Origin of the sequence: Rugosibacter aromaticivorans (assembly GCF_000934545.1) — a bacterium.
In the GTDB taxonomy this organism is placed as follows: domain Bacteria; phylum Pseudomonadota; class Gammaproteobacteria; order Burkholderiales; family Rhodocyclaceae; genus Rugosibacter; species Rugosibacter aromaticivorans.
In genome coordinates this window covers 1,637,949-1,660,074 of the sequence record NZ_CP010554.1, presented here as the reverse complement: position 1 = coordinate 1,660,074, position 22,126 = coordinate 1,637,949, and the positions used below count along the sequence as shown (strand labels likewise).

General features: G+C 60.3%; 26 protein-coding genes, 1 tRNA gene, 2 pseudogenes and 2 riboswitches. Of the genes and pseudogenes, 7 read left to right on the top strand and 22 right to left on the bottom strand.

Going from position 1 to position 22,126, the window contains the following annotated elements; genetic code table 11:
• Positions 1-86: 86 nt before the first annotated feature.
• The 18 genes from bluB to PG1C_RS08180 all read right to left on the bottom strand — a co-directional run bounded on the left by bluB (position 87) and on the right by PG1C_RS08180 (position 17,257).
• Positions 87-770 (bottom strand): 5,6-dimethylbenzimidazole synthase, encoded by a 684-nt coding sequence (bluB, locus tag PG1C_RS08265; protein ID WP_202634350.1) that lies wholly within the window; start codon positions 768-770, stop codon positions 87-89.
• Complete coding sequence (locus tag PG1C_RS08260) at positions 767-2,107, bottom strand: cobyrinic acid a,c-diamide synthase CobB (protein WP_202634349.1); 1,341 nt, start codon at positions 2,105-2,107, stop codon at positions 767-769. Before PG1C_RS08260 ends, bluB begins: the two co-directional genes overlap by 4 nt.
• Before the next feature lie 2 nt (positions 2,108-2,109).
• On the bottom strand, positions 2,110-2,703 hold the full coding sequence (cobO, locus tag PG1C_RS08255) for a cob(I)yrinic acid a,c-diamide adenosyltransferase (RefSeq protein ID WP_202634348.1): 594 nt from the start codon (positions 2,701-2,703) through the stop codon (positions 2,110-2,112).
• 29 nt (positions 2,704-2,732) lie between these two features.
• A complete protein-coding gene (locus tag PG1C_RS08250) occupies positions 2,733-3,077 on the bottom strand; it encodes a (2Fe-2S) ferredoxin domain-containing protein (RefSeq protein ID WP_202634347.1) in 345 nt (114 codons plus the stop codon).
• On the bottom strand, positions 3,074-4,075 hold the full coding sequence (gene cobJ / locus PG1C_RS08245) for a precorrin-3B C(17)-methyltransferase (RefSeq protein WP_237218111.1): 1,002 nt from the start codon (positions 4,073-4,075) through the stop codon (positions 3,074-3,076). Before cobJ ends, PG1C_RS08250 begins: the two co-directional genes overlap by 4 nt.
• Positions 4,072-4,482: a cobalamin biosynthesis protein gene (locus tag PG1C_RS08240; RefSeq protein ID WP_202634346.1), complete on the bottom strand. Its 411-nt coding sequence runs from the start codon at positions 4,480-4,482 to the stop codon at positions 4,072-4,074. Before PG1C_RS08240 ends, cobJ begins: the two co-directional genes overlap by 4 nt.
• The gene (locus tag PG1C_RS08235; RefSeq protein WP_202634345.1) at positions 4,479-5,252 is read right to left on the bottom strand and encodes a cobalamin biosynthesis central domain-containing protein; all 774 of its coding nucleotides are present in this window, start codon (positions 5,250-5,252) and stop codon (positions 4,479-4,481) included. The genes PG1C_RS08240 and PG1C_RS08235 overlap by 4 nt, the downstream gene beginning before the upstream one ends.
• Positions 5,249-6,049 (bottom strand): precorrin-2 C(20)-methyltransferase, encoded by an 801-nt coding sequence (cobI, locus tag PG1C_RS08230; protein ID WP_202634344.1) that lies wholly within the window; start codon positions 6,047-6,049, stop codon positions 5,249-5,251. Before cobI ends, PG1C_RS08235 begins: the two co-directional genes overlap by 4 nt.
• Complete coding sequence (cbiE, locus tag PG1C_RS08225; protein WP_202634343.1) at positions 6,042-7,346, bottom strand: precorrin-6y C5,15-methyltransferase (decarboxylating) subunit CbiE; 1,305 nt, start codon at positions 7,344-7,346, stop codon at positions 6,042-6,044. The genes cobI and cbiE overlap by 8 nt, the downstream gene beginning before the upstream one ends.
• Positions 7,339-8,532 (bottom strand): cobalt-precorrin-5B (C(1))-methyltransferase, encoded by a 1,194-nt coding sequence (locus PG1C_RS08220; RefSeq protein ID WP_202634342.1) that lies wholly within the window; start codon positions 8,530-8,532, stop codon positions 7,339-7,341. Before PG1C_RS08220 ends, cbiE begins: the two co-directional genes overlap by 8 nt.
• A 2-nt stretch (positions 8,533-8,534) precedes the next feature.
• Positions 8,535-9,221, bottom strand: coding sequence for a precorrin-8X methylmutase (locus PG1C_RS08215; protein WP_202634341.1), 687 nt, complete (start codon positions 9,219-9,221; stop codon positions 8,535-8,537).
• A gap of 3 nt (positions 9,222-9,224) precedes the next feature.
• A complete protein-coding gene (locus PG1C_RS08210) occupies positions 9,225-10,112 on the bottom strand; it encodes a sirohydrochlorin chelatase (protein WP_202634340.1) in 888 nt (295 codons plus the stop codon).
• Entirely contained in the window at positions 10,109-10,915 is an 807-nt protein-coding gene (gene cobM / locus PG1C_RS08205) for a precorrin-4 C(11)-methyltransferase (RefSeq protein WP_202634339.1), read from the bottom strand. The genes PG1C_RS08210 and cobM overlap by 4 nt, the downstream gene beginning before the upstream one ends.
• A 21-nt stretch (positions 10,916-10,936) precedes the next feature.
• Positions 10,937-11,563, bottom strand: a complete 627-nt coding sequence (locus tag PG1C_RS08200) for an energy-coupling factor ABC transporter permease (RefSeq protein WP_202634338.1) — start codon at positions 11,561-11,563, stop codon at positions 10,937-10,939.
• A 213-nt stretch (positions 11,564-11,776) separates the two neighbouring features.
• A riboswitch (cobalamin riboswitch) is annotated at positions 11,777-12,007 on the bottom strand.
• A 97-nt stretch (positions 12,008-12,104) separates the two neighbouring features.
• The gene (locus tag PG1C_RS08195) at positions 12,105-12,884 is read right to left on the bottom strand and encodes an ABC transporter ATP-binding protein (RefSeq protein ID WP_202634337.1); all 780 of its coding nucleotides are present in this window, start codon (positions 12,882-12,884) and stop codon (positions 12,105-12,107) included.
• A gap of 10 nt (positions 12,885-12,894) precedes the next feature.
• Positions 12,895-13,923, bottom strand: coding sequence for a FecCD family ABC transporter permease (locus PG1C_RS08190; RefSeq protein ID WP_202634336.1), 1,029 nt, complete (start codon positions 13,921-13,923; stop codon positions 12,895-12,897).
• 3 nt (positions 13,924-13,926) lie between these two features.
• A complete protein-coding gene (locus PG1C_RS08185) occupies positions 13,927-15,831 on the bottom strand; it encodes a TonB-dependent receptor domain-containing protein (protein ID WP_202634335.1) in 1,905 nt (634 codons plus the stop codon).
• A 156-nt stretch (positions 15,832-15,987) separates the two neighbouring features.
• A riboswitch (cobalamin riboswitch) is annotated at positions 15,988-16,214 on the bottom strand.
• A 56-nt stretch (positions 16,215-16,270) separates the two neighbouring features.
• On the bottom strand, positions 16,271-17,257 hold the full coding sequence (locus PG1C_RS08180; RefSeq protein ID WP_202634334.1) for an MBL fold metallo-hydrolase: 987 nt from the start codon (positions 17,255-17,257) through the stop codon (positions 16,271-16,273).
• Positions 17,258-17,414: 157 nt separating this feature from the next.
• On the opposite strand from PG1C_RS08180, the gene PG1C_RS08175 reads away from it, so the two are divergent.
• The 7 genes from PG1C_RS08175 (at position 17,415) to PG1C_RS08145 (ending at position 20,752) form a co-directional block, all read left to right on the top strand.
• On the top strand, positions 17,415-17,801 hold the full coding sequence (locus PG1C_RS08175) for an acyl-CoA dehydrogenase family protein (protein WP_202634333.1): 387 nt from the start codon (positions 17,415-17,417) through the stop codon (positions 17,799-17,801).
• Entirely contained in the window at positions 17,770-18,318 is a 549-nt protein-coding gene (locus PG1C_RS08170) for an acyl-CoA dehydrogenase family protein (protein ID WP_202634332.1), read from the top strand. Before PG1C_RS08175 ends, PG1C_RS08170 begins: the two co-directional genes overlap by 32 nt.
• A gap of 30 nt (positions 18,319-18,348) precedes the next feature.
• Positions 18,349-18,525, top strand: a complete 177-nt coding sequence (locus PG1C_RS08165; protein WP_202634331.1) for a hypothetical protein — start codon at positions 18,349-18,351, stop codon at positions 18,523-18,525.
• An 80-nt stretch (positions 18,526-18,605) separates the two neighbouring features.
• Positions 18,606-18,682: transfer RNA gene (locus PG1C_RS08160), tRNA-Asp, on the top strand.
• A gap of 107 nt (positions 18,683-18,789) precedes the next feature.
• Positions 18,790-19,764 carry an alpha/beta fold hydrolase gene (locus PG1C_RS08155; protein WP_202634330.1) on the top strand — a complete coding sequence of 325 codons (975 nt, stop codon included), beginning with the start codon at positions 18,790-18,792 and terminating at the stop codon, positions 19,762-19,764.
• Positions 19,765-19,900: 136 nt separating this feature from the next.
• Positions 19,901-20,299, top strand: coding sequence for a hotdog fold thioesterase (locus PG1C_RS08150; RefSeq protein WP_202634329.1), 399 nt, complete (start codon positions 19,901-19,903; stop codon positions 20,297-20,299).
• Positions 20,300-20,383: 84 nt separating this feature from the next.
• A complete protein-coding gene (locus PG1C_RS08145; RefSeq protein ID WP_202634328.1) occupies positions 20,384-20,752 on the top strand; it encodes a Rieske (2Fe-2S) protein in 369 nt (122 codons plus the stop codon).
• Positions 20,753-20,847: 95 nt separating this feature from the next.
• Here PG1C_RS08145 and PG1C_RS14590 read toward each other — a convergent pair whose 3' ends face one another.
• From PG1C_RS14590 to PG1C_RS14855, 4 genes and pseudogenes are all read right to left on the bottom strand, one after another.
• The gene (locus tag PG1C_RS14590; RefSeq protein ID WP_269464915.1) at positions 20,848-21,009 is read right to left on the bottom strand and encodes a catalase-related domain-containing protein; all 162 of its coding nucleotides are present in this window, start codon (positions 21,007-21,009) and stop codon (positions 20,848-20,850) included.
• Positions 20,998-21,344, bottom strand: a pseudogene (locus tag PG1C_RS08135) (IS21 family transposase); the annotation flags it as partial. The pseudogene PG1C_RS08135 and the gene PG1C_RS14590, both read right to left, overlap by 12 nt.
• A gap of 71 nt (positions 21,345-21,415) precedes the next feature.
• Entirely contained in the window at positions 21,416-21,514 is a 99-nt protein-coding gene (locus tag PG1C_RS15105) for a catalase (protein WP_269464903.1), read from the bottom strand.
• Between the two features lie 257 nt (positions 21,515-21,771).
• Positions 21,772-22,047 (bottom strand): annotated as a pseudogene (locus PG1C_RS14855) (transposase); the annotation flags it as partial.
• Positions 22,048-22,126 lie beyond the last annotated feature (79 nt).

The following is a 22,126-nucleotide window of genomic DNA, read 5'->3' as shown; positions in this document are numbered from 1 at the left end:
GGATTTTTCATGGGATTGTTTCGGAAGTGAGTGACCGTTGAATTCTTATACAACTTGCGGGTACAGGCAGGGCAGTTCAGTATGATTCAATACGCCGTTGGTGTTGGTTGCGCATCCTTAAGCCACTGGTTTTCAAACACGACCGATTCGAGCGGCAGACGCTGGCCCCAGCCGAGGGCTTCGAGCATTGGTTGGGCAGGAAATTCGGCAACGTGACCAATGCAGAGGATGGCAATAGGTTTTGCGCCCGGCGGCATGGCAAACAGGCGGGCCAGGGCCTCTGGTTCGAAAAAGGAGACCCAGCCCAAGCCGATGCCTTCGGCACGCGCGGCCAGCCACATGTTCTGAATGGCGCAGGCGGCGGAGGCGAGGGCCATTTCAGGCAGCGTGCGTTTGCCGAAAATATGGTTTTCGCAGCCGTCCATCAGCGCGACCACAAGAACTTCGGCGCAGGTTTTCATGCCTTCCACTTTGAGCTTGAGAAATTCTGTTGTGCGTGAGGGCAGGACGGTGGCGGTTGCCTGGCGCTCGGTTTCAACGAGCGTGATCATTTCATCGCGCAATGCGGCGTCAACAACATGAATCAAGCGCCAAGGCTGCATGAAGCCGACCGAGGGCGCGGCGTGGGCAGCGGCGTAGAGGCGGCTAAGCAAACCATCCGGCAAGGGGCCGGGGATGAATTCACGAATGTCGCGGCGGCTGTGGATAGTGCGATAGATCGCGTCGATGGCAGTCGCATCGAAGGCGTTGGGGTTTTCCGGCCGCGTCATGGCAAAAACAGCGCGGCAGCAACCGCGGGGTTGGAGGGGAAATAAAAGTGCACGTAGGAGGCAGTAAGCCGTGCGCGGCGGTAAATCGCTTCGCCTTGTGTTTTGTTGCCCAAGGACCGCTGGCGGCGGGCGTGGGTAAGTGGTTCGAGCGGTGTTTCGGCTTTTGAATAATGAAACGTGTGGCCGCGCAGTGTGCCTTCGGGAAGTTCTGCCTCCTGTCCGCCAAGTGCGGCAAGGCGTGGCTGCATGACGATGCGGCCGGGGAGGAGGGCGGCCATTGGGTGCGTTGCGCCTTGCGTGTCGGTGAGCGTGTCGAACAGCGTCATCATGCCGCCGCATTCGGCGATCAGTGGTTTGCTGGCGGCGACATGGGTGGCGAGTTGAGCAAAGAATTCACGGCGTTGGGCAAGCACTGCGGCATGTAGCTCGGGATAGCCGCCGGGCAGCCAGACCGCATCGCACATAGGCAATGGCTCGCCTGCCAGGGGTGAAAAGAAGGCGAGCTGTGCGCCCATTGCAGCGAGCAGTTCAAGGTTGGCCGGGTAGAGAAAGCAGAACGACGCATCGCGGGCGATGGCGATGGTTTTGTTTTTTAGTAAGGGTGGCGCGGGTGTGGCCAGGCCCGAAAAAGTTCCCGAAAGGACGCATCGCGCTGGCGCTGATGATACGGCGAGGTTGGCAGAAAAGTCGCCTGTATCAAGCGCCGCCAGCGGTGTTTTTTCCAACTGATTGGCCATGCGATCAAGGCGTGCCATCAAGTCCTCGATTTCCGCTGCCTGATGCAATCCCAGATGCCGTTCGGGCAAGCTGGCTGCGTCATCGCGCGGCACCGTGCCGCACCAGCGAATGCCGGGCGACAGACTCTCTTCCAGCATCTCCGCGTGCCCCGGACTGGCGACACGATTGGCCAGCACGCCATAAAACGGCAGATCGGGCTGATAGTGGGCAAGGCCATGCGCAACCGCGCCAAAGGTTTGCGCCATCGCCGCGGCGTCGATCACCGCCAGCACCGGCAGATTGAAACGGCGCGCGATGTCAGCCGCTGAGGGTGCGCCATCAAAAAGTCCCATGACGCCTTCAACCAGAATGACATCCGCATTTTCTGCGGCACGCGCCAGACGCGTAGCGGCGTCAAACTCGCCGCACATCCACAGATCGAGGTTTTCGCATGGCGCCGCCGATGCCACCGCATGAATCATCGGGTCGAGAAAGTCCGGTCCGCACTTGAAGACGCGGACGCGTTTGCCCTGGCGCGAATAGAGCCGCGCCAGCCCGGCGGCGATGCTGGTTTTGCCCTGACCGGAAGCCGGGGCGGCGATGAGCAGTGCGGTGGCCATACTCAGAATTCTATCCCCGGCATGGCTTTGACGCCCGCTTTGAAGGCATGCTTGACGAGGCCCATGTCGGTCGCTGTATCGGCAGCGGCGATGAGTTTTTCAGGTGCGGCGCGGCCCGTGATGATGACGTGCTGCATGGGCGGACGCGCGGCGAGATCAGCCAGCACGGCATCCAGATCAAGCCAGCCGTATTTGAAGGCGTAGGTGAGCTCGTCCAATATCACCAAGTGAACGGTCGGATCGGCGAGAAAAAGTCGGCTCTGGCGCCACGCCGCTTGGGCGGCCTGTGCATCCTTTTCCTTGTCTTGCGTCTCCCAGGTGAAGCCTTCGCCCATTACATGCCAATCGACAGCAGGCTGTCGGCGAAAGAAGCCTTCCTCGCCCGTGTCGGTGCGGCTCTTGACGAACTGCACCACGCCTGCACGAAAGCCATGCCCCAAGGTGCGGGCAAGCACGCCAAAAGCGGCGGAGGACTTGCCCTTGCCGATGCCGGTGTTGACCAGTAGTAAGCCGCGTTCGGCAGAGGCGCTGGCGATTTTTTTGTCGATCACCTGTTTTTTGCGCTGCATGCGTTGGGGATATTCGTTTTCTGCCATGGGGATTTTTCGTTTCCTTGTTGCTCTCGTCAGGGCTGCGTTGCCGGACCGCGGTGGAAAATTAGCTCGTCGACCGGTCGACCGCCGACGAGGTGTTCGTTGATGATACGCTGCAGATTCGCTGGTGTGACGTTGTAGTACCAGATGCCATCCGGTTGCACGCAAAAGATCGGCCCGCCCCGGCAGGCGGCGAAGCAGGAGACCCGGCTGCGTTTGACGCGCAGTTCGCCCTGATCCAGCCCGGCAACCTTGAAAGCCGCGCCAAGACTGTCGAAGAGCGCCTGTGATTCGCCGTCGGCGGTACAGCGAGGGCCGGTGCATACCAGCAGATGGCGATGGTAGTCGGCGATTTTAGGTTGTTCGACGGTGCTCATGCGACAACATCCTCAGCGCTTTCGCTATCGTTTTCCTGATCTGTCTCCGGGATTTCGGCCAGGGTGGCGGCGATGTAGCTGGCGGGCAGGCCATACTGGGCCGCCAGTTCATCCGGTGTCTTGCCGCTGCTGCGGATGGTTTCCAGCCAGCCGTTGAGGCCGGTAGAGAGCGAGCGTCCGGCCTGCTCGCCAGCATGGGTGCCGCCGCTTTCCACGTCGTATTTGCTGGCGTAGCCGCGCGGGGTGACCATCAGGCCATCGCGCACAAACGTGCTGGAGTTGCCGATGAGGACGGTGGACAGCATGCCGATGTCGCATTCGGTCATTTTGTCGAGCGTGGTGAATTCGATGCGCTGTTTCGGCCGGTAGGCCGACTTCACGATGGCAACTGGTGTATCCGGCCGGCGGTGAGCAAGGAAGAGACGTCGCGCTTCCTGAATCTGCCGCGTGCGGCGACCGCTCTTGGGGTTGTAGAGGGCGACGACGAAATCGGCATCGGCGGCGGCATTCAGCCGCCTGGCGATGACCGGCCAGGGCGTCAGCAAATCAGACAGGGAAATGGCGCAGAAATCGTGGGTCAGCGGTGCGCCAACCAGCGCGGCGCAGGTGTTGAGCGCCGAAGCGCCGGGGACGATTTCGACCTCAATATCCGAATCCGGCGTCCAGCCAGCCTGAAACAGGACTTCGAATGTCGGGCCGGCCATGCCGTAGACGCCCGCATCGCCGGAGGAAATGAGGGCTACTTTCTTGCCCTGTTTGGCCCGTGCATAAGCTTCGATGGCACGGTCCAGTTCTTCGGTCATCGATTTCTTGATGATCTCCTTGCCCTCGATCAGATCGGTGACGAGGCGGATATAAGTGACGTAGCCGATGATCGTATCGGCTTCGGCAATCGCTGCACGGGCGCGGGCCGTCAGATGGTCGTTGCTGCCGGGGCCAATGCCGACCAGCATGATTTTTCCGGATTTTTTGATTTCGTTGTTCATTGCGTTGTTCATTTGGATATCCTTGCGATGGAAATGGTGGCGCTGCGCCCGTCGGGGCCACGCAGCTTGTGTTTTTTGATGATCAGGTGGCGCTTGTCCGCGCCGGCGGCCAAGAGGGCCGCGGCTTCCGCGACGGAAGGCGTGCCGGTGTACTTGCGCACGGTTTCCGACGGGTTGGGCACAGAGACGGCGGCCAGTTGTTCCGGCGAATAAAAGCTCAGCGCCCAGCCTTGCGCGGCGGCAAAAGCCAGCAGACCGGCTTCGTCCGCTTTCAGCGTGATGCTGGCGACGGCCTGCACCTGTGTCGCTTCGAGTCCGGCGGCGGAGAGGGCTTCGGCTACTGCGCGGGCGATGGTCTCGGCCGGAGTGCCCCGGTCACAGCCCAGTCCAAGCGCGACCTTGAATGGGGCGGTTTTCACTGTGCGGAGTCCTGCGGCGGGCGATAGATCACGCGCTTGCCTGCCAGTTTTGCCACCCAGCCGGGGGGCAGCTCGCGCTGGCTCACCCACAGGATGGCGCCAAAAGCCGCGGGATCGATTTCTTCCAGCCGCGCAAACTGTTTGAGATTGGCCGGCAACGGGCCGCTGCGCCCGTTGGCATGCTTTGCCCACCAGTCGGTGCTGCCGGTTTCCTGCACCAGGGCGACCGGCTCGTCATTGACCATGGCGGCGCTGGCGCGCACGATCTCGTCGTGGCTGGCATCAAAAGTCCAACCCAGTTCGCGGCCGAGCAGATCAACTGCCAGTGTCTGGCGTGAGTCGGAGGCCGTGGTCAGCACTGGCGTTGCGTCCAGCGCCGTAGCGAGGCGACCGGCCAGCGCATTGGCGCCGCCGAGATGGCCGGACAGCATGGGAATGACGAAATGGCCAGCTTCGTCGATCACGACAATGCCCGGGTCCGCTTCCTTGTTTTTCAGATACGGCGCGATCAGGCGCACCACGGCGCCGAGCGAGACAATGCAGACGATGCCGTCGAAGGCCGCAAAGAGCGCCGGAATCTGGTCGCCGGTTTTTCCGGTATAGCAGGCGGCATCCGGCGCGGCGGCTTCGGCTTCGGTGCGGAATTTTTCCGGTGCAAAAAGCCGGGCGCCGGGCAATGCCGCCACCACTTTTCCGGCCAGTGCGATACCGTGGCGGGTGATAGCGACGACCGCGATGCGGCTGCCGGGGAAGGGGAGGTGCTGTGTCATGCCGGCAGCCCTGCGCGTTTGCGGCAACCACGCCGCAGTTCGCCGCGCGCCCGTTTGGGATTTTTCACCAGCATCAGTGAGAGATAGTTCACTTTTTCGCCTTTCAGACTAAGTACATCGGATACCACGCGTTCGTCGGGCGACCCGACTTTTTCGATGAAGCAACTGGTGGCGAGCAGGCTGCGTTGCTCAAGGAGGTCGAGCACTTCATCGAGCAGCGGTTTGACCTTGAGCAGAATCAGCGTGTCGAACTCACCAAGCAGGTGGTCGATGAGTTCGACGCCGTAGGCGGCGGGGATGACGGCGAGGGTATCGTCTTCTTCCGCCAGCGTGGCGTTGATGCGAGCGGCGGCGGCGGCAAAGGAGCTGACGCCGGGAATGGTTTCCACCTCGACGTCCGGCGCCAGCTCGCGCACCACGCGGGCGAGATGGCCGAAGGTGGCGAAGGTGGAAGCATCGCCCTCGACCAGAAAGACCAGATCACGGCCTTCGGTGAGCAGTTCGACGGTGCGGGTGGCGGCGCGGACCCAGGCCTTGGCGAGAATCTCCGGGTTGCGTGTCATCGGAAACACCAGGGCTTCGGCGTCGGCGGGAACCACCAGTCCGCCGCGCTGTACGATGTCCAGTGCATAGGAGCGTTCTTCGGCTTTTTTTATCGGGTAGAGCCAGCGCGCGCCGGATTGCAGGGCAGCCCAGCCGCGCCGGGTGATTAGTTCCGGGTCGCCGGGGCCAAGGGAGGCGCCAATCAGTCGGCCATAGCAGGGGCCATAGTGGCGGTCATGGTTTTTGTCAGACATTTTCCGTGTTCTTTCGGGCAGTGACGATCCAGATCGGGTTTTGCGCCGCCAGCCGGTGCATGTCGAGAATGGGCTGGCTGCGCGAAGCCTGCAACTGCACCACCTCCCACGGCGCGTCGGCGGCGGCCAGCGTGGCGGTGGCGGTGGCGAGGTTTTCAAAGGTGACGAAATTCATCACCAGACGGCCATCGGGTTTCAAGCGCGCGAGGATGAGCGTGATGAGCTGGGCCAGCTCGCCGCCGGAACCACCGATGAATACGGCATCCGGATCGGGCCAGGCGTCGAGCCCTGTCGGCGCTTTGCCTTCCAGCAAGGTGTAGTTGGTGACCTTGAGGTGGCGGGCGTTCGCGCGCGCGTTGGCGGCGTCATGCGGGTTTTTTTCTATGGCCCAGACATGGCCGGCGCAGGCCAGCCGCGAAGCTTCCAGGCCGACCGAGCCGGAGCCAGCGCCGATGTCCCAGACCATGCTGTCGGCGCGCAAGCCGAGTTTTGCCAGCGAAACGGCGCGGGCTTCGAGTTTGGTAATCAGGCCCTTTTCAGGTTGCCTCTGAACGAAGTCGGCATCCTCGAAACCGAAAATGGCGCGGCGTTCCGTCCCGCTGCGTTCGATGAGCACGACGTTCGGATCGGGGAAGCGTTGCGCTGCAGCTGACGCCAACGGGAGATCGGCGAACAGGGCTTCATCGGCTTGCGCCAGATGCGCCGCGATCGAGAGACGAACGTCGTCGCCATAGCCGGCGGCCAGCAGGGCGCGGGCGATGCGGTCAGGGCCGTTTTCGGGACTGGTGAAAGCGGCGACGCGCGGGTGTTCGGCAACCGCGCGCACCAGCTTGTAGAGGCCGTGTTCCGGCGTGACGCCCGGCGCCCAGGCATGCCACTCGCCCGCATCGACGCCGTGGCAGGAGGTGATCCGGTAGTCCTGCCAGGGACGCTTGAAACGCGCGAAGGCGAGTTGCAGGGTTGTCGGGGCCGGAACAATATCCACGGCCTCCCTGCCCAGCTTGCCCATGAGGAAGGCGGCGATGCCATGGCATAACGGGTCGCCCGTGGCGAGCACTGCGGTGGATAGTCCCTGGGCGCGTGCGGCTTCGATCCAGCCTGGTACTTTGCCCAGGGCGCCGCCCATGTCATGCACGGCGACACCGTCGCGCAGATGAGGGCGCACCAGCGCCAGCGTGCGGCCGGCGCCGATGACGACATCGGCTGTGCCGAGGCGATCGCGTGCGGCATCGCTCAGCCCGGCCCAGCCGTCATCGAGAATGCCCAGCAGGGTGCAGGGTGGTTGGGGTTCAGACAAGCTCGCTCTCCTCGACGCGGACAATCGGTTGACCTTCAAAATCGCAGACCAGCACGGTGAGCTGGTAGGGGCCGGGGTAGCAGCTGCGCAAGCTCTTGATGGCGCGGATGGCCAGGGCGCGGTGAAACGGCACCGTGAGGCCAAGGACTTGCAGGCGCTCCGCGGCGAAACGGGCGGTTTCGGCATTGCGGATTTCCTCGACCAGATCGGGCGGTGCGCCCACCTCGGCGGCGGAGTCGGCCAGCAGATTACGGTTGACCTCTTCCTTCCAGGCGTGGGTGACAGCGAGGCCCTGACCCATCTTGCTCAGCTTGCCGACCATCGCGCCGACGGTGATGTGCTGCATGCGCTGCCGGTTGGCGGCCTGGAAGGCGGCCTTGACGAAGTCGCCCATCTGCACGAAACAGGATTCGTCGAGTTCGGGCAACTGGCGCATGGCGAACTTCTCGGTACGGCCGCCGGTGGTGAACACGACGTGGGTTTGTCCCTGATTGGCGGCGACATCCACGGCCTGCACCACGCTGGCGCGGAAGGCGGCGGTGGAATACGGGCGGACGATGCCGGTGGTGCCGAGGATGGAGATGCCGCCGAGAATACCGAGCCGCGAGTTGAGCGTTTTCTTGGCCATTTCCTCGCCGCCGGGGACGGAAATGGTGACCTCCAGACTGTCGCCCGCCGCCAGCAGGGCGGCGCCGGTGCGCTCGACATTTTCAGTGATATTACGGCGCGGTACCGGGTTGATTGCCGGGCCGCCGACCTCCAGGCCCAGCCCCGGTTTGGTGACGATGCCGACACCGGCGCCGCCTTTGAGGATGACGAGCCCACCGCCGCGGGGGATGCGGCGTACATCCGCCGTCAGGTGGGCGCCGTCGGTGGCGTCCGGATCGTCGCCGGCATCCTTGATGCTGACCGCATGAGCGCAGTGGTCATCCACCCGGCCATCGACGATGGTGAAGTTAACTTCCTGGCCGTTGGGCAGGCGGCAGACCACCTGTTCCGGCACGCAGCCCTGCACCAGTCCCTGGGTGGCGGCAATCGCGGCGGCGGCGGAATTTGCGCCGGTAGTGAACCCCGTGCGGTTGCCGCGCTGGCGCCTGGCAGTACCCTTGCGGACTTTTTCCGGCGGGGGTGTGTCCGGTGGCCTGTCCGGGGTTATGTCCGGGTGTGTGTCATTGGCGGCGGACATGCTCAAGCTGCATTCCTCTGCCGGCTTTCGGCAATGCCGAGAAGGGCGTGGATCGCTGCCACTACCAGGGTGGAGCCTCCCTTGCGGCCGCGAATCCCGATCCACGGCACGTCATCGATCTGTGCCAGCAGGGCCTTGGATTCGGCGGCGGAAACGAAGCCGACCGGCATGCCGATGACCAGTGCCGGGCGCAGGTCTTCTTCGCGGATCAGGCGAACGATTTCGATCAGCGCCGTGGGTGCGTTGCCGATGCCGATGATGGCATTGTCAAGCAGGCCGAGACGATGGGCCTTGCGCATGGCCTGCACGGCGCGGGTAGTTGCTTCGGCTTTGGCCTGCACGATTACGTCGGCATCGGAAATGAACTGGTGCGTGAAGAGGCCGAAGTGCGCCAGGCGCGTGGCCGAGAGACCGACGCAGATCATCTCGACATCCGCGACGATGGCGGTGCCGCCCCGGAGAATGGCAGCGAGACCCGCGCTGATCGCATCCGGGTGAAACTCGGTCAGGCCGTTGAATTCGAAATCGGCATTGGCGTGGATCATCCGCCGCACGATGAACCACTGCTCGTCGCTGTAGGCGGCGTGAGGTCCGGCTTCGGCGTCGATGATGGCGAAGGAGTCATGCTCGATGGCGCGTCCGGCGGCAGTGAGCTGCTCGGTGACGACATTGGCGGTGTTGATGGTCATGGCTTACGCATGGGTCGGATGGAGGTGAGTGTGCGCATGGCCCTCGCTGCGATCCTGTGTGTGGCTGTGGTCGTGCAGGTGCGTTTCTTCCGCTGCCAGCCGGTACTTGCAGCCGTCGCATTCGAGCAGGCCGCCTTCAGCGAGCTCGTATCCGGCGGCCCTGGCGTCGAGCAGGTCGAAGATGCCCGCATCGAAACCAAAGTGCGTGCCTAGCGCAAAGGCCATCTCCGGATACTGGCTTTGCAGGCGGGCAAGCTGTGCCTTGATGCGCTCGATCAGCACGCCGGTGAAGAGATACACCGGAATGATGCAAATCTGCTTCATCCCGAGGCGGACCTGGCGTTGCACGACGGTTTCCAGGCGCGGCCAGGTGATGCTGGTGAAGGCCAGATCGACCAGGTCGTGGTCGCCATCTTCGAGTAGCCACCGCGCCATTTTCGCCAGTTCGCCATTGGCGCCGGTATCCGATGAGCCGCGGCCGAGCAGGATGACGCCGGTGGTGCGCGGGTCGGGCATATCGAGTTGTTTCATCAGGCCGTCGAGCTGGCCCTTGAGCACGGCAAATATCTCGCGGCCCATGCCGAGGTGGCGCATGCAGTCAAAGTGCACGCCGGGATGACGCAGGCGGGCGGCGTTGAGGGCGGCCGGCAATTCCATCTTGACGTGCCCTGCGGCATTGAGAATGAAGGGCAGGGCGATGACCCGGCGCGCGTTTCGTGCGGCGCGGTCGAGCCCTTCGTTAAGCAGCACCTCGGCGTGTTCGATGAAGCAAACCTCGATCCGCCATTCAGGGTGGCGCTCGCGCCACTGTGCGGCAAAATGCAGAATTTCCTGGTTGCCTTCGCGGTTGCGCGAGCCGTGGCCGACGAGGAGGAAGCTGGTGTCGTTCATGATGAGGCGCCCTCAGTGATTTCAGTGATCGATGCCCGGCGAAAGCGGTGGCCGAAAGCCGGGTCGTAGAGTTTGGAGCGGACGATGTCCTGCCAGTGCCGTGCGCCGAGTGTGGGGCTGGCAATGATCATGGCCTGTGTGGCGATTTTTTCGTCCTGGCAACGGCGCTTGATGTCGGCCAGTGTGCCGCGCACGATTTTCTCCCGCCCTGGCCAGCTGGCTTTTTGCACGACCAGCAGCGGCGCGTCTTCCGGCCAGCCGGCGGCGCGCAAGGCACGCTGCACCTCGTGCAGCAGGGTGATGGAGAGAAAAATGCAGAGCGTCGTGCGATGCGCCGCCAGCGCTTCCAGATCCTCGCCCGGCGGCATCGGCGTGCGGCCGGCAACGCGGGTAAAGATCACGGTCTGGGTGACTTCCGGCAGGGTCAGCGTTTCGCCGGCTGCCGCGGCGGCAGCCATCGCCGAAGAAACGCCGGGAACAACCGCCCACTTGATGCCCGCGGCATCGAGCGGGCGAACCATCTCGATCAGCGCACCGTAGAGACCGGGGTCGCCAGTCTGCAGGCGGACTACCGTTTCATGACATGCCGCCTGCTCGATCAGCCAGGCGGTGATTTGCTCGAGCGTCATGTCTTTCGAGTCGCGGATGGTGCAGCCGTCGGGTGCATAAAGCGTCGCCGCCTGATCGACCAGCGATCCGGCAAACAGCACGGCCCCGGCGCGCGCGAGCAGATGACGGCCCTTGACCGTAATCAGTTCGGGGTCGCCGGGACCGGCGCCGACAAACCAGACTTTTCCCATCATGCCAATCACGCCACTCACGTTTTAAGCCGCGCGCAGCTCAAAGCAGTAGCGGAGGATGGTGCTGTCCTTGTAGCGGGCCAGGCCCTTGACGATCACCCAGGTGAACACGGGCTCGATCAGAACCAGACTGATGTAGGAGGCTGCGAAGCCAGCCCAGGCGGCAAACGGTGTGGCGACTTCGCCGATAGCCAGCCAAAAACCCACCATCAGGGTGACGCCGCTGTAGTAAGTGGCGTCCAGCGTGAGGATGGTCTTGACATCGAGCTTCTGCAGCCGCTTGCCCAGGGTTGCATGCAGCAGGCAGAGGGGAACGGCCAGGGAGAGGGTATTGATCCCCAGATGCACCAGGTCAGTGGGAGTAAAGAGCAGTCCCTGCAGCAGCAGGCCGAGACCGAAGCCGATCAGCGTGGGAACGAAACCCAGGGTGAGGTAGATCGGCATGGCGCCGACGAAATGCAGCTCGGACGGCCCCACGGGCAGGTGATACAGCTGCATGAAAAAGGTGAAGAAAACAGCGGCCAGCAGCGTGCGGACAATCAGTTGCGGCTGACGAACCAGCTGCAATGACTGGCTGCCCAGCACGCCGATGGCGGCGGTATTGGCCAAGGCGATTTTGGTGGCGGAAACGTAACCTGGTTCGATGTGCATTGTGCTTCTCCTCTGCGATGAACGATCAATATCGGTATGGCGAGGGGGGAGCATTGCAATCACGTTTGACGTCGGTATTGCCTGGTTGTGACGAGCGATAACAAATCGCCGCTCAGGCACAATAAAACAAATTAGACAAAGCTAGTCAAACAAAACTGCGCATCGAACTGCAAGCCAAACAAAACCGGCCAACACCCTCACCCCGGGGTACATACCATTCACTCGATCAAGGCCGGTCTTCTGGCTTACCTTCACTCGCCTCTGTCCGCCTTCCCGTGCATCGCACAGTGGCATTGGGACAGATTTGTCAGGTTTACAGCAGCGGGGGCTGCGCCGGACTGTCTGGACAATGATTTTAAGATCAGCTATCCAAAGGCACCGGACTTCCCGTTTCACTCCGGCGCACAGACTGCACGCAGGAGAACCCGGATCGAGCCTGGATCATATCCGAAAACACACGTGGCAGGCAAGAAGAAGATTTATTAAACCGGGCGCGGCTAAAAAATATCGGGTTGCAGGCGATGGAACCGCGACCGATGCCTCAGAGGGGAACAAACCAGCGCAACTCCTCGGCACGCAATTCGCGTAGGGGGTGGCCATAGAGCCGACTTAAGTTCTCTGTTGTGACGATGTCAGTGGCAGGCCCCGCAAGCCATTCGCCGTTGCCAAACAGAAGCAGGGCGTGCTCGCAGTAACGTACGGCAAAGCCGGGGTCGTGCAGTACGGCAACTACCGTTGCGCCTGCGGCCGCCTGGCGTGTGAAGAGTTCCATGACCGCGACCTGATGCGACAGATCGAGGTGAGTGAGCGGTTCGTCGAGCAGGAAGAGCGGCGGTTGTTGTGTCAGGAGTTGCGCCACCGCCAGCCGCTGCCGCTCGCCGCCAGACAGCGTTTGCACTTCGCGTTCAGAAAAATCGGCGAGATCGACTTCGGCAAGTGCTGCGCGGGCGATCTCGCGGTCGGCCGCGGACTCCCAATCCCAGCGCCCCAGATGCGGATGGCGGCCGATCAGCGCGGTTTCCATCACGGTCGAGGGAAAGGGATCCGTTTGGTGCTGGGTGAGATAGCCGCGTATTTTTGCCAGATGACGATGTGCTGCGCTATGGAAAGTCGGCGCCAGCGAGACGCCGCCTATGGTCAATTCGCCAGCATCTGGCGCCCGCAAACCGGCGAGAGTGGCCAGCAGGGTGGATTTGCCGACGCCATTTTTGCCGAGAACCGCCCAGCGCTCGCCAGGGTTAACCTGCCAGTTCAGCGCGCGGCAAATGGAGTGGCCGCCAATGCGCACAGATAAATTGCGGGTGAAAATTAATGGCGCCATGCGTGTGATGTCATGCGTGTTTGTCGTGGCCAAGCAGAAACAGAAACACCGGCACGCCGATCAGCGCGGTGAGCACGCCAACAGGCAACTGTTGCGGCGCAACCACCGTGCGCGCCAGCGTGTCGGCCAAGAGCAAGAGGCTGCCACCCACGAGCGCGGCAGCGGGCAACAGCAGGCGCTGATCATTTCCCCAGCCCAGCTTCATTAGCCCCAAGCGCGTCAGATGCGGCACGATGAGGCCAATGAAACCAATGCTGCCCGCCGTGGTGACGGCGGTGGCAGTGGTCAGCGCGGCAAGAAAATACACCCCGCGTTTGACGTGATTAACCGAGACGCCCAGCGTTTGCGCCAGCACATCGCCACGCGCCAGAAGGTTGAGCTCGCGGGCAAAGGGCAGCGCCAGGGCAAGCCCCGTGGCCAGCACCACGAGCGCCGGACGCGGCTCGCTGATTTGTCCGGCATCGCCCATTAGCCAGAAGAGCATGCCACGCAACTGGGCTTCCGGTGCAATCGATAGCATCAAGGCAACCGCCGCGCCACAACCGGCGGCGACGATGACACCGGTGAGGAGCAGCCGCGTGCGCGTCCAGCTGCTGTCGCCATGCGCCAAGCCGAACACGATGAGCATTGCTGCAAAGGCACCGGCAAACGCAGCCAGGTCAACGAACCAGAGTGCCAGCCCGGCGAGCATCGCCAACAGCGCGCCGACCGCCGCGCCGCCGGAAATGCCCAGTACATACGGGTCAGCCAGCGGATTACGCAACAGCACTTGCATCAGCGCGCCCGCCAGCGCCAGCAGGCCACCGCAGGCGAAGGCCCCCAGCGCACGCGGCAGACGCAAACCGCGAATGACTTCCACGGCCAAGGAAGTCTCGCCCGCACTATTAAAATTCCCATCAAACGTTCCACCGAACAGTGCAGCAAGCAAATCATGTGTTGTGACCGGAATGCTCCCCGCCGCCAGCGCCACAACGAAACTCACCCCCACCAACGCGAGGAGCAGGGCAAGAACGGTGAGGGCGCGGCGGCGGGAGGGCATGGGTTATTTCAGCACGAAGCGTACCCCGGCGAACACGGTCGTGCCGAGCGAGGCATAGTTGGTTGTCGAGCTGGTTGCCAACTCATAGCGCTTGTCGAAAAGATTGTCTACGCGGGAAAAGACCGACCAGCCGTGATCGAACTGATATTCGCCATGAAGATTGACCACACCGTAGCCGCCCATTTTCTTCGTATTTTTCTTGGTGAAAAAATCAGGCGCATCGTAGCGTGGCCCCGAACCCTGAATTTCGCCGCCCCACGACCAACGGCCGGTATCCTGGCCGAGTGACAGTGTGGCAAATTTTTTCGCTCGCCGTATCAGATATTCGCCGGTATCCGTATCTTTCGGGTCCTGCACGGTGAGATGACCACCCAGTGTCCAGCCGGCGAGGCGCGTCGATGTGGCGGCAGTCCAGCCAGTAATCCGCGCCTGGCCAACATTGCGCGGTGTGTAGAAGAACGAACCGGGAGGAGACTCTTCCCATTGAATCAGGTTGCGAATGGTGTTGCGAAAGGCGGTGAGCGATGCCTGGGTGCTGCCTTCTTCATAGTGCAAGGCGAGTTCCTGACTGCGGCCTGTTTCGGGTTGCAGAGCGGGATTGCCGACGCCAACGAAGGGCGTGTTCGGAAAATACAGATCGTTGAAGGTGGGGGCCTTGAACGACGTTCCTGTATTTGCGGAAATGCGCCAGGCGGGAGCAAAGCGGAAACCGTAACCCAATGTTTGCGTCGTCTTGCCGCCAAACTGGGAGTTGTCATCATGACGTGCAGCGACTTGCCAGGAGTGTGCACCGGCGCTGCCATTCCAGCCGAGAACGAGCGAATCGGTCGTGCGCTGCGTGCCTGTGTAAATGTTGGTCGAGGCGATTTCTTCGCGCAAGGTTTCTATGGCAACCAGTGCTTTGCCAAGCGGCAGGTTAATGTCGTTCTGCCAGACAAACTGATCCTGCCGTGTCTTGAAGCTGTCATTTGCTTGCCCAAGGGTAAAGGAGGGCGTTGACACACTGTTATCTTCGCTACGGCCAACGCGGAGTTCACTGCTCCAGTTGTCGACGAGTTGCGTCTTGGCGTGAGCTGCATAATTGGTGATCTTGTGGCGGGTTTGCCAATCAGAGCTAGCGGGTGGTCCAAAGGGAGGGAAGCCGTCGGCATCAAAGCGGTTCATGCCATCGGTCTCGAACCATTGGGCGCCGATTTCGGTTTTTTCACTTGGTCGCCAGTTGACGTGCAGTGCCATCGTGCGGCGCCAAAAACCATCTTTGTCGGCGTTGAAAGCAGAACTGGATTGGTTGGTGATGGCAGAAACCCCACGGCTGTGCGAGTCGCTTAGCCGTAACGCATAATCGAACTGCCCGAAGTGTCCGGCATGGGCCAGAGAGGCTTCCTGTGCGCCACGGCTGCCTGCGCCCAGGCTGACATCGAGACGTGGGCTATCGGCGGAGGGCCGGGTGGTAATGCGAATAACGCCGCCGATGGCCTCAGAGCCATATAGTGCGGAGGCTGCGCCGCGCAGGACTTCAATGCGTTCGATTTGCGACAAAGGGAGCGACTCGATAGCCGTCTGGCCCAGCGTGGCGGAGCTGGCACGGAAGCCGTCGATCAGCACCAGGGTGTGGCCGGTATTGGCCCCGCGTATGAATACGCCTTCAGGTGAGCCGCGACTTCCCTGGCGAGAAAGCTCGATGCCGGGTACGCGCGTCAGCAGGTCGCCGAGGGTGGCATTCGGTCCGGCTTCTTCAATCGCAGTACGGTCAATCAGTGTGACGTCTGTGGTTAAGGAACTGATACGGCTCGGCTGGCGGGTGGCGATGACCACCACAGCTGCGGGATCGGTTTCTTCTGTGGCGTGGGCGGAGAATGCAGCAAAGACAGCTGCGGTAAGGGCGGTGACACGGAATGAATGATGCATGAATGGACTCCCTGTTTCCGGCGTGCGTCCCCGCAAGCCGGTAGCTCAAAAAATCAGAGGCGAGGGAGGAACCGAAGGGAGGGGTGATGTTTGAAGGTGCCAAAATTTCCAAGGCGCAACGAACATCGCACGTCCGACGCGGCTACCCCGCAGCATCTGATACGGATGTCCATGGCCGGTCTCCGGGCTTGGAAGTCTTGCTACCTCGCCTTCCCGGAATATTTTGAGATCTTTCCAGTGGCGTTGTGAGGCAGCCGCACTTCCTTACCGTTGCGGGGGCAGCGCCGGAATTGTGTTGTTGCGAATAGGCAAAACACGCACCGGCTTCCCGTTTCATCCGGCATGAAGACTCATGCGCGGACACCACGAACGGTGCGCAGTATAGCAGGGGATATTCGACTTGGCTGAGAGCCCAGTGTGGCAGGTCGTTAGCGCGTTTTCAAACTGCCATTGCGGCCCAGAGCGCCAACCCTTGCGCGTTGAGATCAATGTCAATGTGCAGAATGGACATGAGTTCGTCGTCGCTCAAGCGTGAGCCGTGAGTGCGAGCTGCGGTGAGCAGATAGTCGCGCAGGTTGGTGCTAAGGGCGGCGTTAATGATCTCGTGCAAGGTATTTGCCGCCGTGCCACCAGCACCGACTTTTTGTGCGGCATCACGTGCTGCATCTTTAGCAATGCGAACGAAATCATCCATGCGATGCAACAGCTCCGGCGCATGCCGATGCGGCTCGGACAAGCGTCCGAAATGTGTGAGGTAGGCAGCTTCCGGTTGCAGCACCATCATGCGTTCGACCGAAGCGCACATGGCGAGGGGATCGAACTGCGAAGGCGAGGTGGTGGGAAAGAGAAATGGGCGGCCATCGACCACGAGTTCGCGATAGCTGATGCCTAAGGTATCCCCGGTAAAGATGCCTCTCGACTGCGTATCGAAAATGGCGATGTGGTGGCGGGCATGGCCGGGCGTGTCGATGCACAGCAGCTCGCGCTCGCCCAAGCGCAGGCGCGTGCCGTCGTGCGCTTCGATGATGCGCTCGGCGGCAATCGGTTTGAGCTCGCCATAGAGTTCCCGTGTGCGTTCTTTGCCATACACGGCCTCGACCCCAACCATCAGTTTCGACGGCTCGGCCATGTGTCGCGCGCCGCGCGGATGCACCACCAGTCGGGCGTTAGGGAAGACTGCCATCATCACGCCCGCGCCACCGGCGTGATCGAGATGGATGTGCGTGAGCATGACGTAATCCACGGCCTCGGGCGTGAGGCCAAGGCGCTCTAATGCGGCCAGCGCATGTGGCAGGGTTTCAAATGTACCCGTATCAACAAACGCCACGCGGCCAGCGCTTTCTATCAGGTGTACGGCAACAAGATTGGGGCGCAGATAACCTGAGTCAAACGCATAAATGCCGTGGGAATAATCGAGCAAATTCATGACAATTGGGATAACTCTTGATGAGGAAAAAATACCTGGTCGGTCGATTTTAGACGCAACGGTTTCGAAAAAATCATGACAGAGGGCGCATGACTGTTTTAACCCTGACGAAGCCATCAAGCGGGCGGAATATGTAGGCCAGGTTGCCGAGGCGGGGTTGTTTGATGCAGACCGCAATGGCGGGTATTCCATCAAACTGAAAGAGGCCATTTTTGAAACCCGGTTACATCGCCTGCTACGGCCCAAACGCCATGGCGGGTTTGGCTTGGGGTATGGCACCCTCGCCGAGGTGGCCAGAACGGTTGCCCAGCATATGCCGGGTGCCTGGGTGACGTCATTCATGTCTTTGCATGAAGGCTGGGTTGCCTTGTTACCGCCCGCCGGACGGGAAGAGATTTTTGCGACCGACGAGTTTGTTGCCGACATTTTTTTCCCTATCGGCAAAGCCGAGATTGTGCCCGGCGGAGTTCGGTTAAGCAGGCAATGGAACCAGGGCAGCGGTATCGACTTTTGTGGCTGGATCGGCCTGGGGGGCCATTATTGATTTGCCCGGCACCACTACCGGTCCGCAACCCTGTCTGATAACGATCAAGGTTGCCGAGGGCAAGATCATTCGCAACTGGGATACCCTCAGACTACGGGGTACCGTCAGCAATGGCCTTCAGGTGGAGAATGTGTTTGTTCCCTGGCACCGGATTTTCCCTGCAGGCGCGGTGAAGAATGATGCCCAACCCATGGGCGGTGACTATGATCCCGAAGAGCCGGTGTATCGCGTGCCCTATATGCCTGCAGGGGCGATGGCCTCTTTTAGCGCCATTGCGGTCGGGACTGTCCAGCGCTTGCATAAAGAGTTGCATGAAAGAATTCGTACACGCCAACGCGTGGTGTTGGGCAGGAAAGAATGGGAGTCCCTCGTCGCGCAATGTAATGTGGGCGAAGTGACGACTTGGGTCGAACAAATCGAAGCCCTGCATGCACGTTATGCCGGGCAAATAGAATCCTGGAGTCGGCAGGGTATTCCGCTCGTGCCTGAAATCGACAGCAACCGCCTGGGTGCATGACGTTCATCCATTGCCCGGACAGCGTCGCAAGTGGGTTTCAGAACACTGGAGTTACTCGACGGAGTTGCCATATACAAGGGAGATCTGGTCGAAGTGTTTGTGCGTGACCTGTTTATGCTATCCATTCACGTGACGCAGATTTACGAAGACCACATGATGTTTTATGGCCGCACACAATACGGTTTAAAGGGTCATCCCTTGGGTTAAAGGCAGAACATCTTGTCTGACTTGCGCGCTTTTTCTTGCACTTGTTTATGTGTTGTGAAATAATGCACGCCTTCCGCTGCGGAGCGGTAGTTCAGTTGGTTAGAATACCGGCCTGTCACGCCGGGGGTCGCGAGTTCGAGTCTCGTCCGCTCCGCCAAAAATGCAATATCACAACCCGCAAAAAGCAATTTTCGCGGGTTTTTTGTTTGTGGCCTTCGTGTTTTTGGCCTTCCCTCTTGCGACAAAAGATGGCACTCTACGGGCATGGATACTCAACCACGCCTGTGCCACTTTCCCGCTCTTGATCCGCATGGTTTTCACACGGTGGCTTATACCGAATGGGGGGCTGCGGATGCGGCGCAAACCATTATCTGCGTGCATGGTTTGACGCGCAACAGCCATGACTTCGATGCGCTGGCGGCAGAGTTGTCGCGCACTTGTCGCGTTGCTTGCCCAGATGTGGTGGGGCGCGGGGCCAGCGATTGGTTGGAGCATAAAAATGACTACGGTTTTGCGCTTTACCAGTCAGACGCGGCAGCGCTGATTGCGCGGCTGACGGCACCGCCGCCATCATCTGGCGGTTTTTTATCGTCACTTTTGGAGCGCTCTGCGAAAGAAGACCGAGTGCGAGAAAACCCATTGCCACAGGTGGATTGGGTGGGTACATCGATGGGTGGCTTGATCGGCATGATGCTCGCCGCTCGTACTGGTTCGCCGATTCGTCGTTTGGTGTTAAATGATGTGGGGCCGCTGGTTCCCTGGCGTGCGTTGCATCGCTTGCATCGTGAGCATGGCAACGAGAATCCGCACTTTGCTGATCTTGAGGAAGCCGAGCAGTATTTGCGTGAGACCTGTGTCAATTTCGGGCCGCTAACGGATGAGCAGTGGCGTGATGTGACGCGCCATAGTGTGGTGTTGCAGTCGGCGGGCGGGTTTCGTCTGGGGTGGGATCCGGCCATTATTGGTGCCATTCCTGCGCAGGGTTTGGAGGGGGTGACGCTCAGCATGAATTTTCTCTCGGGCATTGATATGTGGCCGATTTGGGATAAGGTGCGTTGTCCGGTATTAGTGTTGCGCGGCGGGGATTCTGATTTACTAACGCCTGACACGGTGGAGCGCATGCAAAAAAGCGGGCCTCAAGTACAGGTGGTGGAATTCCCCGGCGTGGGCCATGCGCCCTGGCTGATGAGCGAAGAGCAAATCGCCGTGGTGCGTGATTTTCTGCTGGCGCCTGCCTGACTGACATTAAAGAATTAGAGGGGTCGCCACAGGTAAGATAGTTCAGGCCGTGCAGTCTGTCTTGGTTAAGCGACGGAAATAAGTTATAAACGTTTATGAGCAGTTATAAGTAGTACGCAATTTTCAGGAGCTATTGATGAACGAATTTTCCACGACCCAACAGACTTTACTTTCAACGCTTGACATTGAACTTGTAGAACAGACGAAAAATCGTGTGGTGGCAACTATGCCGGTTGGGCCCAAAGTACATCAGACGTTTGGGTTGCTGCATGGCGGCGCATCAGTCGTGCTGGCTGAAACAGTTGCCTCGGTGGCTGCATGCTTGAATCTTGATCCAGGCAAGGAAACCGCAGTAGGGTTGGAGATCAACGCGAATCATTTGCGCGGCAAGCGGGATGGTGTGGTAACAGCGACAGCCACGCCGATACATATTGGCCGCCGTACCCAGGTTTGGGATATACGGATTGTTGATGAAGACAGTAAGCCGGTGTGTGTTTCGCGTTGTACCATGGCTGTGGTGCCTGTTTCGCCGTGATTGACTTGTTTTGATCTACACTTTTAGTAATTGCCATCCCAATGGTTGGGTGCGCCGTTGTTCATCAACACTCAGGAGAATTTCATGAAACGAATCAAAGTGGCCGGTTCAAATGACGTTAAGGAAACGCAACTGCATGCGGTGCAGGCAAATGGGCAATCCGTGTTATTGACCCGCGTACAGGGCAAGGTTTGCGCGATCTCCAGTAAATGTACGCATCTGGGGCTGTCCATGAAAGGCGGCAAGGTGGTTGATGGCGTGATTCAATGCCCTTGGCACGGCTCGCGTTTCGATATTTGCACGGGCAAGAATCTCAACTGGGCGAACTCCTTTCTCGGTATCCCGATGCCCAAGTTCATGCACGGCATGATCGGCATGGGCAAGAAACCGGCGCCGGTTCCCACCTTCAAGGCGAGCGAGGAAGAGGGCGCTGTTTTTGTCGAAATGCCTTAGGCTTGAGCCCTATTTGCCGTACTACCAGCGCCGACTTTTTATGATTTGAGGTGTAAAAAATCAGTACAGCCATGGCTGTGCTGATTTTTTGTTTTTCAACAACCTAAGGCTGCGGAAATTTCCGCTTCCGGTATGCCTAGCGCCTTGGCCACGCCCATGCCATAGGCCGGATCGGCCTTCATGCAGTTGCCGATATGACGCAACTGGATTTCGCGTGAAGCGCCACCTACCGAACGGGCGGTATTTTCAAACAGCACTACCGGATCGGCAGGCAGCGTTGGCCTGATACCGCGTAGGTAGCTTCGCAGTTGGCTCAGGCCACCTGGTAGCCTTGGTCAGCAATCTCCCGGTGCAATACGCTGGCTGGTATCCAGATCGGATGGACGGCCACTTGTCTCTCCCTTAGGTAAATTTCATAGGGTGACAGCTTGGAAGCCCGCCGTTTCTGCCATTCGTATTTCGGCTTCGTGCCCGTTGCCAAGTGGCTACGCACCGTGTTTACCGCACAGCCAACCTCTGCCGCGATGCGACGCAGGCTGAAACCATGTTTCCTTAATACCTCGATTTCCATATGCACCTCATTTGTGATCATCGACCGGAACCTCAAATAATCCGCCGATCTTCTCTCAACTCAGTGTATCAACTTTCAATCGCCGACCTGTGTCAATTTACATCCGCTGGTGACAGGTAATCCTTTTTCGGCCAGATTTTGGTGAGGTCGAAGGGATGGTAAGGCACCTTGGCGGCATCTTTTTCCGGCATGATTTGCACATACAGCGTCCAGCGCGGAAAGTTTTTTTCTCGATGGCTTCGAACAAATCACGCTGGTGGCTTTCGCGGTCATCCGCTTTGATGATCACGTTGTTCTCGCATCCGTTGCGCTGAATCGATACGGGGACAAAGGTGGCGTCGATGATCTGTCCGCTTTTGAGTTCGACACCGAGGTCGGCCAGCGCCTGATTGAGATACTCGAACAGGGGTTCAACCAAGCGGTGTTCCTTGATGGCTTCGCGGAATGCCCACGCGGTGTGCGCATCGGGTACGTTGCCCGACAACTCAAGCCCGAGGAAGCGCATGAAGGAGAGCCGGTCGCTGACCTTGTATTGCAGCCGTTCATCAGACAGGTTGTGCAGACGCAGCAAAATGAGCAGCTTGAACATGAGCACGCGGCAGGTGGGACGGCGCCCGGCAGCGGTCTTGCGGTCTTTGGCATTAATTCGCTCCAGCAAGGAACGGAAGATTTCCCCGTCAATGACGGCATTCAGCCGTTCCAGTGTGTCGCCCGTTTTGCTCAAACTGGCGTAGCGCTTCTCAAGCTCAAACAGGCTGGTTTACATGGCAGAAGCGTAGCTGGGTTGGGGGATTTATAGAAGT